9 protein-coding genes are annotated in these 17,249 nt (G+C 63.4%); 1 reads left to right on the top strand and 8 read right to left on the bottom strand.

Annotated features, from left to right (window positions below; translation table 11 throughout):
• The first annotated feature begins 1 nt into the window (after position 1).
• Positions 2–4,045: a glycosyl hydrolase gene (locus tag IAG41_RS06230; protein WP_187727643.1), complete on the top strand. Its 4,044-nt coding sequence runs from the start codon at positions 2–4 to the stop codon at positions 4,043–4,045.
• Between the two features lie 9 nt (positions 4,046–4,054).
• Here the strand turns inward: IAG41_RS06230 and IAG41_RS06225 are convergent, their stop codons facing one another.
• The 8 genes from IAG41_RS06225 to IAG41_RS06190 form a co-directional block, all read right to left on the bottom strand.
• Positions 4,055–5,449, bottom strand: coding sequence for a glycoside hydrolase family 140 protein (locus tag IAG41_RS06225; protein WP_187727642.1), 1,395 nt, complete (start codon positions 5,447–5,449; stop codon positions 4,055–4,057).
• A complete protein-coding gene (locus IAG41_RS06220) occupies positions 5,443–6,549 on the bottom strand; it encodes a hypothetical protein (RefSeq protein ID WP_187727641.1) in 1,107 nt (368 codons plus the stop codon). Before IAG41_RS06220 ends, IAG41_RS06225 begins: the two co-directional genes overlap by 7 nt.
• Positions 6,530–8,092 (bottom strand): TonB-dependent receptor, encoded by a 1,563-nt coding sequence (locus tag IAG41_RS06215; RefSeq protein ID WP_316251102.1) that lies wholly within the window; start codon positions 8,090–8,092, stop codon positions 6,530–6,532. Before IAG41_RS06215 ends, IAG41_RS06220 begins: the two co-directional genes overlap by 20 nt.
• Complete coding sequence (locus tag IAG41_RS23430) at positions 8,089–9,186, bottom strand: TonB-dependent receptor plug domain-containing protein (protein ID WP_187727639.1); 1,098 nt, start codon at positions 9,184–9,186, stop codon at positions 8,089–8,091. Before IAG41_RS23430 ends, IAG41_RS06215 begins: the two co-directional genes overlap by 4 nt.
• Positions 9,187–9,431: 245 nt before the next feature.
• A complete protein-coding gene (locus tag IAG41_RS06205) occupies positions 9,432–11,048 on the bottom strand; it encodes a DUF5060 domain-containing protein (protein ID WP_187727638.1) in 1,617 nt (538 codons plus the stop codon).
• 71 nt (positions 11,049–11,119) lie between these two features.
• On the bottom strand, positions 11,120–14,209 hold the full coding sequence (locus tag IAG41_RS06200) for a TonB-dependent receptor plug domain-containing protein (protein WP_187727637.1): 3,090 nt from the start codon (positions 14,207–14,209) through the stop codon (positions 11,120–11,122).
• Positions 14,210–14,946: 737 nt separating this feature from the next.
• Entirely contained in the window at positions 14,947–15,399 is a 453-nt protein-coding gene (locus IAG41_RS06195) for a hypothetical protein (RefSeq protein WP_187727636.1), read from the bottom strand.
• A gap of 37 nt (positions 15,400–15,436) precedes the next feature.
• Positions 15,437–17,203, bottom strand: coding sequence for a DUF5060 domain-containing protein (locus tag IAG41_RS06190; protein WP_187727635.1), 1,767 nt, complete (start codon positions 17,201–17,203; stop codon positions 15,437–15,439).
• Positions 17,204–17,249: the final 46 nt, after the last annotated feature.

The raw sequence follows: 17,249 nt of genomic DNA, 5'->3' as shown, positions 1-17,249 counted from the left end.
GATGAGGATAGGACGATGGGCGACCGGCTGTGCGATGGCGGTGCTGGCTGCGGCAAGCGCGTCCGCGCAGGATCAGGCGCCGGCGTCGGCTAAGCCGGACCCAGAGACCTTCCGCAATCCGCCCTCCGATACGCGTCCGCGGACGCTCTATTTCTGGATGAACGGCAACGTTACCAAAGAGGGGATCGACGCCGACCTGACCTCGATGCGCGATATCGGGCTCGGCGGCGCGCTGATGTTCGACGGCAGCAGCGACGTGCCCAAGGGGCCGGTCGATTATCTGAGCGACCAATGGCTGGGCCTGATGACGCATATGGCCGCAAAGGCCGAGGAGCTGGGCCTCAATGTCGGGCTGCACAATGCGCCGGGCTGGTCGTCGAGCGGCGGTCCGTGGATCTCGCCGGCGCAGTCGATGCAACAGATCGTCTGGACCGAAGCCAGCGTCGTGGGCGGCAAGCCGCTGACGCTGAAGCTCGCCCAGCCCTATACGAAGCGCGGCTATTACCGCGACGCCGCGGTGCTTGCCTTCCCGGCTTCGGACGGAGACGAGAGCGCTTATCGCGATGCGATCGGATCGATGCGCACCGGAGCAGTCGTTTCCGCCAAGACGCTCGCCGACCGCGATCTCCACACCAGCATCGAGATCGCGCCGGACGCGCCGCTGGTCGTCGCGATGAAGGCGCCCTTCGCGGCACAGGCCATCACCCTCTATGGCGATGCGGATGCGCCGGGCTTCTCCGCGACGATCGAAGCGTCGGACGATGGCAAGACCTGGACCCGCATCGGCACGGTCTCGGTCGCGCCCGAGCGCGGGATCGAATCGCCCGGCACGCTCAATTTCGCGAGCGTGACCGCCCGGCGGTTCCGGATCACGCCGGCGAAAAAGGTGAAGCTCGCCGAGGCGCTGTTCTATGCGACGCCGCGCATCGACGACTGGGACCTCAAGGGCGAGCATGATTTCCAGATGCTCTCCGCGACCGAGCATCATCCGACCGACCTGCTTGCGCGCTATGCGATCGATCCGGCGAAAATCATCGATATCACGAGCAAGGTCGACACGTCGGGCACGCTGCGCTGGACGCCGCCGGCCGGGCGCTGGACGGTGCTCCGCTTCGGGCACACCACGACCGGGCATCTGAATGTCGCGGCTTCGGATTCGGGACGTGGCCTGGAGGTCGACAAGCTGAGCGCGTCGGCGGTCGACTATCAGTTCAACAGCAGCGTGGCCAAGCTGGTCAAGGCGGCGGGTCCGCTCGCCGGCAAGTCGTTCGACATGATCGAGATCGACAGCTTCGAGGCGGGTCTGCAGAACTGGACCCCGGACCTTCCGGCCGATTTCGCCAAGCGCAACGGCTATGACATGTTGCCTTATCTGCCGGCGCTGACCGGGCGGATCGTCGGCGATCTCGACGCGTCCAATCGCTTCCTGTTCGATTTCCGCCGCACCCTCGCCGACCTGATGGCCGACAATTACTACGGCCGGATGCAGCAGCACGCCAATGCCGCGGGGCTGCGCTTCCATGTCGAGGGTTATGGGCCGGGCGCGTTCGACGCGTTGCAAATATCGGGCCGCGCCCAGGTGCCGATGACCGAGTTCTGGACACGCACGCCCTGGACCGACAACCGCACCGTGAAGATGGTTTCGTCGGCCGCGCACGTTTACGGCAAGAATGTCATCGCGGCAGAGTCGTTCACCGGCGAGCCCCAGACCAGCCGCTGGCTGGACTATCCCTATTCGATGAAGACGCTGGGCGACCAGATGTTCGCGCAGGGCTTCAACCAGATCTATTTCCACCGCTATGCGCACCAGGCCGACCCCAACGCGCTGCCGGGGATGGTGATGGGTCCCTGGGGTATCAACCTCGATCGCTCGAACACCTGGTTCGCCCAGGCCAAGCCCTGGATGGAGTATCTGGCGCGCGCGCAATACCTGCTGCGCCAAGGCACCTATGCGGCCGACATCGCCTATTTCGTCGGCGAAGAGAGCCCGAACCAGGCCGAATATGTGCGGCCCAACGTCTCGCCCGACACCAATCCGAAGATCGGTCAGTATTTCGATCCACAGGTGCCTACGGGCTATAATTACGACCTGATCAATGCCGAGGTGCTGCTGACGCGCGCGAGCGTGAAGGACGGCCGCATCGTGCTGCCCAACGGCGCGAGCTACCGCCTGCTTGTGCTGCCCGCGACGCTCGACAGCATGACTCCGGCGCTCGCCGTCAAGCTGCGAGAGCTGGTGGAGCAGGGCATGGCGATCCTGGGGCCGCGGCCGTCGCATTCGATGACGCTGACGGGCAAGGCCGATGGCGACGCGGCGTTCCTGGCCGCTACCCAGGCAATCTGGGGCGATGGCGGCGCGGACCGGCGCGTGGGCAAGGGGCGGGTGTTCGCGTCCGGACTGGTCAGCGGCGCGTTGAACGTGCTCGACGTCGCGCCCGATGCGCAGTGCCACACGGCCGCGGCCGACGGCCAGGTAACCTGGCTTCATCGCCATCTGGCCACCGGCGACATGTATTTCGTTGCCAATCGCCAGCGACGCCCGGAAAAGGTGACCTGTACGTTCCGTGTGGGGGATATGGCACCTTCGCTGTGGGATGCGGAAACCGGCAGCGTCAGCCGCCCCGCGGTCTATCGGACCGGGCGCGACGAAACGCAGCTCGTGTTCAACCTGTCGCCGGCAGGGTCGACCTTCGTGATGCTCGATCCCGCGTCGGGCGGACCCCGTCTCGACTGGGCCGCCAAGGACGGCGTCCGCTTCACCGACCTCGGCGCGCCGCCCGCGGTGCCTGCCGCCGCTCCATCGGACAGCTTCACGCTTTCGATGTGGGCGAAGCCCGACATCGACCTGCGTGTGATGCCAGATGAGGCGATCGAGGGGCGGATCAACGAGACCGGCAAGAACTATGTCGTGCCGGCGCGATCGGGCCGCGATTTGCATGGCGAGGGAACGGCCGTGGCCGGACTGGCGCTAGGGCGCAACGGCGCTTTCGTGATCGAGCGCGTCTCGTCCGACAGCGTTCCGGCGGTGCTGGTGAGCCATGAGCCGGTTGCCGGCTGGACCCATGTCGCTTTGGTCTATGACAAGGGAACGCCGAGCCTGTATCTGAACGGCAAGCTGGTCCGCACCGGATTGAAGAGCGGGCGTACTGTTTTCGCGGGCGGTGGCGATGCGCCTTCGCCGAGCGGCGTCACCTATTTCTTCGAAGGCCTGGCGACGCCCACCCAGACGGTCGCGCGTGTGCTGACCCCGGCGGAAATCGCCGTGCAGGCGGCGGCCGGTCCGCCGCCGTCCGCGCTCTTACAGAGCCCCGCCGAGCTGACGCGCGGGGAAGGGGGCGAGCTTCATGCGCTGGCATGGGAGAGCGGCCGCTACACGACGAGCAGCGGTGCGAAGTTCAAGGCCGACGTGCCTACGCCGATCACCGTGCAGGGGGCGTGGAACGTCCGCTTCCAAGCCAGCCGCGGCGCGCCGGATACGACTACGCTGCCCAAGCTCGAGAGCCTGAGCCGCAACGCGGACGAGGGCATTCGCCACTTCTCCGGCACCGCGACCTATGTGCGCACGATCGATGTTCCGGCATCGCTGCTCAAGCGCGGCCGACGCGTCTATCTCGATCTGGGGCGCGTCGAGGTGATTTCGGGCGTAAGCGTCAATGGGCGCGATCTCGGTATCGTCTGGAAGGAGCCGTACCGCGTCGACATCACCGATGTCGTGCATGCGGGCTCCAACAGTGTCTCCCTCACGGTGACCAACCTATGGGCCAACCGCATGATCGCCGACGCCGCGTTGCCGGAGGAAGGCAAGTTCGTCGACGCCGAATGGCCGATCGGCGAGCGCTTCTCCGTCGACGGCAAGAAGAAGGTCGTCATGGCACGCAAGATCACCGAGTTGCCGGACTGGTACAAGGCGGGCAAGCCGAAACCGCCGGGCGGCCGCGTGACCTTCAGCCCCTGGACCTTCTATACCAAGGACGAAGCGCTGGTGGATTCAGGCCTGCTCGGACCGGTGCGGTTGGTGTTCGCTGACGAGATCGCGGTAAAATAGGGAAAGACCTCAGCGGTGCCGCGGTGCGGTGCCGTCGAGAACCAGCGCCCAGTCGTTGCCGGGCGCGGGGGTGCCCGGTGGGGTGAACAGGCGCTCGCCGCTGTTCGCGAAGCTGCCGATCGCGCGGGTCTCGCCGGTGCGTGGCGAATACCAGGATGCGCGGACCTGACGTCCGGAGATCAGGCCCAGCCGGACGCGAAATGGCCGGCCGGTATAGGTATAGGCCATCGCATAGCTCCGGCCACGCGTCGCCAGCACGCGATCATAGCGTTCGCCATTGTCGAGGATCAGCGCGGGATCGGGCACGTGCTCGAAGAAGGGACGCGAGAGCATCAGTGTCTTCAGGTGCCGCATCTGGTTCGCGCCGGGCTCGTCGAGCGCGACGTCCCAGCGCAGCTTCGCGCCATAGGCCGGGTTGTTCTTGCCCGGCACATACATCTGCATGACGCTGTTCTCGCCATAGGTGTGCCCGAAGGCACCGGCGAAGACCGCCCACCAGGCGTAACGTCGCACGCCGTCGGCCGTCCAGCGCGGGGCGGTGAGGTCGTGAAGGCCGTGCGGGATATTCTCGTAGGAGGGCTCGCCGTCGATCGTCGGCTTGGTCGGCGTCCTGGCCCAATCCTCGGCCACGAAGCGCCAATTATCCTCGCTGCGCGCCCCGGGATCCTCCTGGTCGTAGCTTCGGTGGCCCGACTGGAACATGTTGAAATCGAGCCAGGGCGCGGCGTGGAACGACCAGGACGAGTCGGTGCGGCCGAACGGATGGAAGGTCACGAGATGGCGCGGGTCATATTGCTTGAGCGTGCGTCCCATCGCCTGCCAGGTGGCGACATTCTTGTCGCCCGGCGTGTCGCCGCCGTTGAGCCAGATGATGTTCGGATGACGGCGATAACGCTCGGCAAGGAAGCGCGCATAGATGGGCGCTGTCTTCTCATTGAGCGGGCCCTCCCCGGCAAGCGAGCCCCAGGATGGCACGAGAGCGAGATAGAGGCCGTGCGCCGCGGCGCGATCGGCGACCCAGTCGAGATGGTCCCAATAGTCATATTGTCCGGCGCGCGCAGGATTTGCGCCCGGCGTGGTGCGGGGATGCGCGGGATCGCCATTGTCGAGCGCCGGCGCGTCGTATCGGTTGGTCTGTTTCGGCGAATGCAGCACCATCACCTGGAGGACGTTGAAGCCCTGCTTCGCGCGCTTGGCGAGATAACGTTCGGTCTCGGCACGATCGAGTCGCTCGAGCATCAGCCAGGCCGTGTCACCCAGCCAGAAGAACGGCTTGCCGCCTGCGGCGAGATAATGACCGTTCGCAGACACCTGGAGCGGGGGCGTGCGGCTCTGTGCCAATGCCGCGGGAGCCGCCAGCAGTGCTGCGGCGATGCCGAGCTGGCCGAGTGCGCGGGTCACCATGGCGTGGACCGCGCCACGGAGATGCCGCGGGTTTCGTTCGGATACTGGCCGCTGACCGCGCAATAGAAATGATAAAGCGCACCATCGTGCCAGATGACCGACGGCTTGTGCGCGTTGGTTTCGTCGACGGTGCCCGGTGGTCCGCGGTCGATCATGGGTTCGGCGACCTTTTCGAAGTGGAAGGGATCGCGCCCGATCGCGAGCAGATCGCGTGCGCCGCGGCGCGAAGTGTAGCCGTAATAGTACATTGCCCACAGGCCGCGATAGCGCAGCACATAGGGATTGGCCGCGAAGCGCGCGTCGTTCGAACCGGGCTCGCCGACCTTGACCAGCGGATTGCCCGGATGCCGCGTCCATTTCCTGAGGTCGCGCGACGTGGCAACGCCGATCTGCTCGAGCCAGGGCATGTCGTGCGTCTTGGCGTTGTAGAAGAGGTAATAGGTATCGCCGTCGCGGGTGAGAAAAGATTTGTAGAGCCCGGCATGTTCCCAGGGCGCGCCGTCCTCCGGACGCAGGATCGGTTCGGGGTCGCGGCGCCAGCGGATGAGGTCGTCGCTCCAGGCGAGCCCGATTACCGCCGGCCCCTCCTCCATTCCGGGTTTTGGATAGGCGTTCCAGCTGGCGACGTAGCGCCCGCCCACCTTGATCGGCCGGCCGCGAGAATGCAGGTCTGGCTCGCGCAGGATCGAGGACATCGCAACATTGTAGCGGGTGATCGGCGACGAGGGATCGCGCGCCAGGATGATGCCGCGCTTGCGCCAGTTGATCAGGTCGTCGGATTCGGCGAGCCCGGTCTGATAGCCGGTGCCGTCAAAGCCGTAATAGGCCATGTAGAAACGATCGGGTCCGCGAAACACCAGCGGCGCATCGACGAACTGCGAGTCGAACGCAGACGCGTCCTCGGATTTGGCGAGAATGAGCCGGCCGAGCTTGTGCGGCGTGCGGAAGGGCGCGGGATCGATCGCGCGCGTCTGTGCAAAAGCAGGAGCGGCGATCAGGCTGGCGCCGATACCCGCCAGTGCCTCACGCCGCGATGCCCGAAAAAACCCCGCGGCCGAAGCCGCGGGGGGGAGGGGGACATCAAAGGGTGAAGCGGACACCGGCCATTACCTGGATATCGTCCTGTTCCCAGTTGCCGCGCCGGGTCGGCACATCGAAATAGGTATCGGTCTTGGCGCGGAGCAGGTTGCTGCCTTCGAGCGTGAAGGTGATCTGCTTGGTGATATCGACGTTGAGCGACGCATCGAGCCAGCCATAGGGCTTGCGGTACACCGGGTAGTTGCCGAGCGTGGAACCGCCTGCGGTGATACCGGTCAGGAACTTGTCGCGCCAGTTATAGGCGACACGTGCCGAGACCGGGCCCTTTTCGTAGATGCCGCTGACGTTGAAGCTGTTCTTGGACAGGTTGCTCAGCGGCGCCGAGAGGCCAGCAAACGACGTCGTCGTGTTACTGTCGACGAAGGTGTAGTTGGCCTGGACGCCGAAGCCGCTCAGGAGACCAGGCAGGAAGTCGAAGAAGGTTTGGCCGCCGACTTCGAAGCCCTTGATCTTGCCATTGCCCGAGTTTGCCGGACGCGTGATCTGATAGACGATGCCGTCGATGGTTTCCTGACCGCGGCTCGACGACTGGATGAAATCCTGCACCTTGCGATAGAAGGCCGCAGCATAGATCGAGCCGGTCGGCGAGAAATAATATTCGAGGCTGGCATCGAGCTGATCGGCCTTGAGGGGGCTCAGATCGGGGTTGCCCGAAGAGCCGGTCTGCGCGCCGGGGACCAGCGTGAGCGTGGGTGCCAGCTGCCCGAAGTTCGGCCGGGTGATGACCTGCGAGGCGGCCAGGCGGAGCTGGAGCTCGTCGGTCAGCTTGAAGCGGACATTGGCGCTGGGGAGCGCGGTGACATAGTCGGTGTCGACATTGACCGGCGCGAAACCGGTCTGCAGGAAGCTGCCGTTCGGCTGCTGGACAAACACCGCACGGTTGCCGACCACCTGCAGGCTGGTCTTGATCACGCGGACGCCGATGTTGCCATCAACGCGCAGGCCGGAATCGACCTTGAACTTGGCCATGGCGTAGCCCGCATAGGTCTTCTCGTGGATCGAGTAGACGCCGAGCGGGGTGACGGCCGGAGCCACGGTGATGCCCAGCTGCGTGCGGACACCGTTGAAGTCGTCGCGCAGCTTGTTGAAATCGGCGACGAGGAAGTTCTGATCGATGTTCGTCGAGCCGTTGAACATGTCGTTCAGCGGGTTGGCGATGAACAGGCCGGCGTAAGGTGTTGCGGAGCCGCCCTTGGTTTGGAAGAAGCGGATCGGCGAGAAGTCAGTCGTGCGATCGGCAACGCGGACGCCGAAGTCCATCGACTTCAGGAAATCGCTCGTGATGTCGAACGAGACGTCGCCGCGAAGCGCCTTTAGTTCACCCTTATAGTTGTTCTGATTGTACGTCATCGAGCCGATGGTGTAGCTGTTGATGTCGTTCAGGTTGAGGCCGGTGATCTTCATCGTCGGGACAGTCGTCGTGATGTCCTGGTCGATGCGCGGCGCGACGGCGGCGAGATCAAGCTCCGCATAATAGAGCGTGTTGGTCGACTTGGAATAATTGGCGTCGAGCGAAAGGTGCGCGGGACCGGTGTCCCATTTCACGCCGGCCGAATATTGGTAGTTCTCGTCATAGGTATCGCGCGACACGCCGAAGGTGCTGAAGGGCACGTTCGCATAGGCGATCTTCTGGACGTCATTGGTGCCCGGTGCGAGCACCGCGGTGCCGGGATCGGATCGCAGCGCCGCGCGCCGCCCGCAGGAGTCGGGCAATTCGACAGGGTGGTCGGGATGTTCAGGCCGAACTGGTTCTGGATCGAATTGAAGTCCTGGTAGCTGACCTGGCCGTAAAATTCGAGATCGGGGTTCGGCTTGTACTGGATCATGCCGTCCACGCCGATGCGGCGGCGGTTGCCGCCGATCGCCGGTTGATAGGAGCCGTTCGGTGCAATGACCGTCTGGCCGGCGATCACATCGGTACGCGCGACCGGCGAGCCGATATCGTTGAGATCGGTCCCGAAGGCACGCTCCTGATAGGCGCCCGAAATCAGGATGCCGAGCTCGCCTTCGCTACCGACGTTCCAGGTATTGCTGAGGAGCAGCGAAGCGAGCGGCTTCACCTTGTTGGGCAGGTCCGAATAGCGAGCGCGGAGGCTGCCGCTGACGACCAGGCCCTTCTTGTCGAGGGGCTTGCGGGTGCGAACATCGACCACGCCGCCGATACCGCCTTCGATCAGGTTGGCCGACGGGGTCTTGTAGACGTCGAGGCCGGCGACGAGTTCGGCGGGAACGTCCTGGAGATTGAAGCTGCGGCCGTCGCCTGCGGTGAAGACCTCGCGGCCGTTCATCGTGGTTAGAACCTGGGTAAGGCCGCGAATCGCGATGCCGGCGCCTTCGCCGCGATCACGCGCGACCTGAATGCCCGACACGCGCTGGAGCGCCTCGGCGACGTTGACGTCGGGCAGCTTGCCGATGTCCTCGGCGACGATCGAATCGACGATCTGGTCGGAATTCCGCTTGATGTTCTGCGCCGAGCTAATGCTGGCGCGGATGCCGGTGACGACGATCTCCTGCTCGGGTGTCGCCTGGTCTGCTGCCGCGGGAGGGGTCTGAGCGTCCTGGGCAAAAGCCGTGGCGGACATGCCGCTGACAATCGCCAAGGTGGCGACACCGGTCAGGGCACGGGTGACAACTCGCATTCGATCCTCCCACTACAAATCTTATTTTCTGAAGGAACGTATATAATACTATTTTAGACAATCAACCCATTTGTTGTGAGGTATTTGCAGAATGTGGGATAAAGGCCACATCTTGGTCAAGTCTAAGAAATGTAATGGAATTTTGCGGCGTGCCGGCGGCTGACTTCGACCATGGCGATGCACGGGGCCGCGGGGCGTTCAGCGAAGGCGCCGGCCGGCCTTTGCGCAAGGGTAGCGCGTGAAGATCAACCCTTTGCCTTGACGAGTCGGACAGCCAGATACGGCTTTTCCGGCAGCTGGATGGCGGGGCGTGCCGGATCGACCAGATCGTATTCGCCGCGCGGCGAGACGTGGAAAATGCCGTCGACCGGTGTGATCGTCATGTTCCAGGTATCGATGATGTCCCCGCGGAACGCGATGGGATCCTTGCCGCGGTCCGGCGGCGTCCTTCCATGGCCCGTGCCGGCGCCGCTCGGAAGCACGACGGGCCACTCGCGCGGCGTGTCTTTCCCGAAATAACGGAGATAATATTCGTACGGCTTGCCGGCGAGATGATAGCTCCACCAGCCCTGGATGGGATCGAACCCCGGAACGGGGCCCTCCTCCATGATCTTGCGGAGAAAAGCGAGCCGAGGCGCACTGGTGCCTTTCAGCTTGCCGCCCTGGCCCAACCAAGAGAAGCGGGCGTCGCGGTTTGGGTCCCAGGTCTCGCTATGCCCGACATAGGTTCCACCGACGAGCCCGAACCAGAAGCGCTCGACCAGTTCCTCCGCTTTCAGCTGGCCCCATGGTTCGCCGAAATTACCCTCATAGGCAACCTCGTCGAAGATCACGGGCTTGAGCGCGAAATCGCGATGCAGCGCGGCGCGTTGATCGTCGAGCACGGCGCTGTTGTTCTGGATGCTGGCATGGGTGATCCAGGGCTGACGGGCGTCATAATAGACATCGAACTGGTGGATCGAGCGTAGGCGGTTGTGCGGATCGGCGGCCTGCAGCACCTGGAACAGATGATCCCAATCCGCCATCTTCTTGCTGGTCAGCACATCATATTCGTTCGCCATCGACCACCAGACATTGCGGTAGGCGCCAAAGCGCGCGGCCGCATATCGCAGGTAACGTTCGTCGTCGGCGCGCAGCATGTCCGAATAGCCGCGCTTCGCATCATAGGGATGATAAAGGATGACATCTGCTTCGATGCCGAGCGCTCCCAGGCGGCGGATACGATCCTCGAAACGGCGGAAATAGGCGGGATCGAAACGCGTCGGATCCCAGTCCCTGAGACCGGCCCCGGTGCGCACGAACGGGTTGGTCGCGACCGAGGGCACGTTCGGAAACACGCACATCCGCATCTTGTTGAACGGCGATGCCTTCAACGTGGCCAACGTCTCCGCGCATTTCGCATCGGACTGGAGCGCCCAGGAATAGGAGGTCGTGCCGATCTGCCGGAACGGCGTGCCGTCGGCATAAGCGAAGTGATAGCCGCCGGGTGTCACCCGCACCGGCCCGCGATTTCCCGCGCCGGGCGCGACCGCATCGAAACTGCCACTGCGGCCTTGCAGCGCAGATACATTACTCTCCGTCGTCCACCGCCACTGGCCCAGGTCGGGCGGGCTGAAGCGGACACGATAGATGCCGTCGCCGTCGTAGAAGCCGGGCACGCGCAGCTGCTTGCCCGCGGATTCGAGGATGGCGGCGATACGCACATCATCGAACGGATTGCCCGTAAACGGGCCCTGGAAGGAGGCTTCCCAAACGCCCCAGCGCTCGACCCGCGTCGGCATATCGGCCGCATGGGTGGAGGTCACCGTCGCGGCGCCGCACGCGATGGATCCGATAAGGACGTCGCGACGACTTGCGATCAAGGATTTCTCCCTTCTTCAAACAAAGCGGGAGCGGACGATGTGTCCGCTCCCGTCTAGGCACGAGGATCGGGTCAGAACTTCATGCGTACGCCGACATAGTAACGGCGGCCGATGATGTCCCAGATCGCGTTCGGGCTGCCGTTCGGCGTGCCGCTCCACAGCGGCGGCGCGTCCACGTTGAACAGGTTGTTCACGCCGAGGTTGAACTCGAAATGCTCGATCGGAGTGAACCGGATCTGCGCGTCAGTGTAGATCTTCGAATCGACGGTGAAGTACTTCTTGTCGGGAAGTGAGCCATCGGCCAGCTTGAAGTTGACCTGATAGTTTTCATAATCGAACATCTGCGACCCGATATACCGGTTCTGCAGTGTGAAGCCGTAGTGCTTGTTGTCCCAATTCACGTTGAAGTTGCCGGTGTCGCGCGGCGTACCGATTTCGCCCATGGTATTGTCATAGGCATCGCCGGTCAGCGGGATGACACCCTGCTTGAGCAAGTGGGTCCAGCTGGCGGACCAGGTCATGGTGCCGTCGAACAGGTGATGCTGGTAGTTCAGCGTGAAGTCGAGACCGCGACTGAAGCGTCCGCCGCTGTTGAGCAGGCCGAGGGTCACCTGCTCGACCGAACCGACCGAGAAGGCGCCCGAGGGCGCCTGGCGGCGGACGACGAACTGGCAGAAATCGGGCAGGCCCGCGACATAGCATTTGTTGAGCACCGTTGCCGCCGCGAGGCGGTTGATCGCGCCCTCAAGCTTGATGTCGTAATAGTCGGCGGTGAACGTCAGGCCGCGCAGCCAGTCGATCGAGCGCGGATTGACCACCACGCCGAAGGTAAGGGTCTTGCCCGTTTCCTGCTGGATGTTCGGATTGGACGCGGTGATGCTGCCGACGCCGGCGGTATCCGACGAGGTCAGCGTCAGCGTGCCGCCGTTCGCGTTCATGTTGGCCACCACGCCGGGATCCTTACGGCAATTCACCGCCGTCGTGCTCGTGCCGGTCAGCGTGGTTCCCTGGCACGGATCGGTGATGGTGATGATGCCGTTGGCAGCCGCCGCATAGAGTTCGCCGATGTTCGGCGCGCGGACGGCATGGGCATAGACGCCGCGGAAGCGGATATCCTCGACCGGCGACCATTCGGCGCCCACGTTCCACGCCCAGAAGCTGCCGACGGTCGAATAGTCCGAATAGCGCGCCGCGCCGCGCAGCGTCAGGTTGTGGATGAACGGAGTGTTGTGGATTAGCGGAATGACGGCTTCGCCATAGGTTTCCTTGACCGTGAAGCGGCCGGACGTGTCGAGCAGCTGGACATAGCCGTTGCGCGCCGCGTTGGTCAGCGGATCGAAGTCATCCATGCTGAACTCCGAACGCCATTCGGCGCCGACCGAAACCTGTAGCGGACCCGCGGGCAGATCGAACACGCTACCGCCGACGTTGACCGCCGCAGTCTGCATCTCCTGCTTCGAATAGCGGCTCAGCTCGGTCGACAGATAGGTTGCCGCCGCCTTCGAGATCTTGCTCGTTCCGTCGGCGTTGAGGCCATAGACATCGACCGGTACGCAACCCTCTGCCCGCGCATTTGCATCGACGCAGATCGCTTCGGTGGTGTTGCCGTTCTTGTTGACGTCGAACACGTCGGGGATCACCTGCACCGCCTGCGCAAGACGATTGAGGTTGGCGAGACCGGTCATGCCCTGACGCTGCTTGGTATAGCCGTACTGATAATAGAAATCGGCACTCCAATCGCCGCCGATCTCATAGGTTCCGCCCAGGGCAACGCGGAAATTGTCGCGCTCGGTCGGGGTGCTGCGCGTGCCGTCGCCGAATCCGGTAGTGCGGATCAGGAAGCTGATGTCCTTCGACGCGATCGCATCGTTGTTCGAAGTATTGGTCGCTGCAGCGAGGACTGCCGCGGGGATGAGCGGATTGGTGAGGATCCGGACGTCAGCCGGGTTGGTCGGGTTGGTCACCTGGAACTGGATCGGATAGAAGCCGTTGGTTCCGGTGAACGCACCCAGCGCGCTGTCAGTGCGCATCGGCGACGCTTCGCGGCGGCCCTTGGTCTTGTAGTTCGAGAAGGTCGATTCCGCGAACAGGTTGAGCTTGTCGGTCACGTCGAAATTGACGCGCGTCGCAACCGTGATCTGGTTCGACGGCGACGCCTGCTGGCCGACCGCTGCGGCGTTGTAGCCGTATTTGTTGATCTTCGCGATGATCGCGGGATCGTTGTAGTTGGTGCGCGATACCGAAGGATAGGAGTCGAGCGTGCCGTCCGGTAGGATCAGCCGGCTGCCGGCGCCGCCGAAATTGAACACACCGCCCGAGCCGACGTTCGACGGCTGGTAGAAGCGCTTGAACAGATCCTGCGCGGCGATGAGGTTGAGGTCGCTGTTGCCGGCCACGCGTTCGAGGTTGCCGACGCTGCTATAGCCCGCACGGGTCCGCTCGCGCTTGGAATTGGGCACATTGCCTTCATGGTTGTACCCGGCATAGACCATAACATTGCCGCGATCGTCCGCGAAATTCTGTCCGAACGTCGCGTTCGCAGAATAGCGCTTGTCGTCGCCCAGCTCGGAAATGCCAGCCTGGGCATTGGCCTGCAGGCCCTGGAAGTTCTTCTTGTAGATGAAGTTGACGACGCCCGCGATCGCGTCGGAACCATAGACGGCCGAAGCGCCGCCGGTCAGCACGTCGACGCGCTCGACGAACGATGTCGGGATCATCGACAGATCGACCGTCGAAGTACCGGGGATGCCGGCAACCGAGCGGCGGCCGTCGATCAGCACCAGCGTGCGGCTGTCGCCAAGGTTGCGCAGGTTGACCGTCGCGAGACCCGGGTTGGTATCACCCGCATTGCTGGCGCGCGCCTGGCCGGGAATGCCGACCGCCGGGATCTGCGTCAGCACGTCCTGCACGTTGGTCGCGCCGGCATGCTCGATCGTCTGGGCGGTGACCGCCTGCAGCGGCGACGGCGAGGTGAGGGTGGGGCTCCGGATGCGGCTGCCCGTCACGACGATGCCGGCGTCGCTCGCGGCGTCCTGCTCCGCAGGTGTCGTGGCTTCCGGCACGGTTTGCGCCGGCTCGGCGACCTGGGCGAAGGCGCCCGATGATGCGAGCAGCGTTAGCGCGCTCGTCCCGAGAAATGCCCCACGCAATGCTGTGTGCATGGGTGAGCGCCGAACCTCAAACATATCCATCTCCCCTTAAATATTTTGTCTAGTTACAGTACCAATTCGATGCCGCCGGACCGTCCGGCCCCTTCTTCAGCCCGCCCACGGAGGGGCGAGAATCATCCTGCGCGAGACTGCCGCGCCGTTTTCTCCTGAATCTCGTGATGCCGCTGGCGCGGATGGCAGACGGCGTGTCGGATGCTGCGATTGCGGAGCATCGCCGTCTGGATGGTGACCTGGCAGGTGCCGGCGGCGTCCTCGGATGGCGCGACATGGGGCCGCGCTGGCGACCGCAGCAATGGCTGACGATGCGCGAATCGGTGATGACGATGCCCAGTTCGGCCGACCCGGCCGCCCCCGCGTGGCGCACGGGTGACGTCAAATCTTGCCATCCAACCCTCTCCCCATTGCGTCGCTCTTTCGACAGGCGACTTCCCGCTCGTGTTGATCCCGCACGACGATGTTTTCGTCTGTCCGGGTTCGGACCAAGACGGATCATATGGTATACTGGTATAATGAGCAACTGATTTGTGTCTCGCCCGAGTACCACGGCAACATTCGGCGCTAACCGCCTGCCGAGGCAGCAGGGAGCCGCCATTTTTTGCAATTGTGCGGGTCACGTGAGACCACGGATTCTCGCGCATCGCGCAATATCCACGTTCTTGATCGCGAAAATATCGATGCGAACTGAATCCGTTTGCGCCGGCTCCACGAGAGTCGGCGCAAACGAGCTCCTATTTTTTCCAGGCGCTGACGCGGACCTCGGCGCCTTCGTTGAGCGCGGTCTTCGTACCGAAGGCGATGATACCGGCGCCCTCGATCCGGACCCGCTGGTCCAGATCGTCCCGCCCCTCATTGCCCTTGGAACTCGTGATGGACACGAGCTTGGACTGGATGGAGTAGGTTTTCCCGCCGGTGCGCACGGTGTGGAAAGAGAAGCTCAGGATGGCATGATCGGCACGGTCGACCGTCCCCTCCACTACGGCTCCTCGCAGCTGCCTCGGGTCGATGATCTCCCCCGTGATCGGATCGCCGACCTTGCTGGTGGTCGTGCTTATGGAGGTGTTCATCTTCACCAGCATGCTGCTGTTTGCTTCTGGGATGACGATGGCGTCCTTCGATCCTTCCTGGGCAAGGGCGCAGGACGGATAAAGCAAGGCACCAAGGATAAGGATAATCGGTTTCATGGCGTGATCCTATTTCATGGTTTCGCCGTTGGGCGCGTCAGCGCGTTCCTACTCTCCGAACCAGCACGGCCCAGTCGCTCGTGACGTCGCTTGGAGCCTTGCCCAGGGCGCGGCTGGCGCCCCCTTCGACGGTGCGCACGGATCCGTTCTTCAGATCGCCGCCGGTTCTGGGGTTGTACCATTTGACTTCGAACGTCCCGCTTGCGCCGGAAAGATCGAGCGCCGTTGTGCCGCCGTCGGGCAGATAGACGGCGTAGGCCTGTCCGGGTTTCGCCAGCACATAGTCGTTCGCCAGCGACGTCAGCTCGTCGGCGTGCCGCATCTCGTCGAATGGCAGGTACTTGCTGACGAAATCATGCGCGTAGCGAATGAGATCGAACAGCTGGTCCCGGCTGCGGAAATCTTCCATGTTGAGATCGCCGATGGGATCGGTGAAGAAGAACATCGTCCCCGTTCCGCCGGCCATGTAATGGCCCCAGATCGCCAGCTTGCGCACCTTGTTGTGCCCGCGGTCCTCCACGTCCGGACGAACGCCCGGGTTCATCTCGATCAGCTGCACGAGCCAGGGATGTCCGGCAGCAGCCGACTTATCCAGCCACTTGATCGTCTCGGAGTGCGTATTTTCGGGATCGTGCTGCAGCGCGGTTGAGTCGAAGTTCGGGAAGCCCAGCAGCCTGCCGTACGTCTTGTCGTCGGCGATCATCTCGGCCTTCCACTGCACATACTGGATCGGATGCTTGTAGGGATCGAGCGCCTTTATGTAATTGGCGATGTCCTGGGTGTCTTGGGTGGTGAAATAGCGGAAGCGGTCCATCTCCTCATCCAGATCCCAGATGATTCCGTGATGGTGCGCGAAGCGCGCGATCAGTTCGCGATAGTAAAGCTTGCGCTCGACGGTCATCTTGCCAAGCGTCTGTTCGCCCTCTTCCTCCTGGGTGATCATCATCACCTGCATGCCCAGGCGGTCCATGTGCGAGAAAACGATCTCCCACTGGGCGAGCTTCGAGACGTCGTAGCGCGTGTGCTCGTCATAGGCGATCCACGGATTGGTATCCATGGCGTCGCCGTAATTGTTCATCGTCAGCGTGTAGAAGGAGTTCATCCCCTTGCCGGCGAGATAGTTGAGCGCGCCGATGATGCCCTTGCCCTTTCCGCCTTGCCAGGTCGGATCGCCGGGCTTCCAGTCCTTCACATGCGGATCGTAATGGTGAAGCTGGTCCGGGTAGGGGAGGCCCTTCTGGCCGCGGTAATCCTTGGTATTGTCGAACTCGTAATAGGCCAGGAAATTCTCGGGGCTCTGGGTGCCGGCCATCACGAAGTATTTGCCCGTGCCGGCGTAGCGCAGAAAATGCTTGTTCGCATATTGCAGCATGCCGTTCGCGCGGTTGTCGCGCCCGGTCTTGTCGCTGGGCTTTACCTCGAACTTGCCCTTTTCGCCGTTGAAGGAGACCGGAGAGCCTGCCTTCGGATCGAGACTTACCGCGACATCCGACCCGGTCCGGAATGACACCTGATAGGTCCAGGTTCCCGTTGCATCGGGCACAAAATTCACGCGCCAGAGATTTCCCTCGGTCGCGCCGGTCTCGGCGGCATTGCCGTCCGCGGCAAAATAGCCGGGAACGACATAGACCTTGTCGCCGTGCGTGAAGGTGACATTCAACCGGTAATCACGGAACGGATTGGGGTCGGCGGTCTCGCTCGTCTTGGGTCCTGCGAAAGTCAGCTGGATATCGTGCCATTGCTTGCGTTCGCCATCGATGGTGGCGGCCGACGCAACGCCCAGGCTAAAACCAAGCAGGCTCAATATGGCTACGAAAACTTTCAGGAATATATGTCGCGGACCCCGGCGC

This window comes from Sphingomonas sp. JC676, from assembly GCF_014489075.1.
In the GTDB taxonomy this organism is placed as follows: Bacteria; Pseudomonadota; Alphaproteobacteria; order Sphingomonadales; family Sphingomonadaceae; genus Sphingomonas.
The sequence above is the reverse complement of the archived record's forward strand: the minus strand, read 5'-3'. Positions and strand labels throughout refer to the sequence as shown.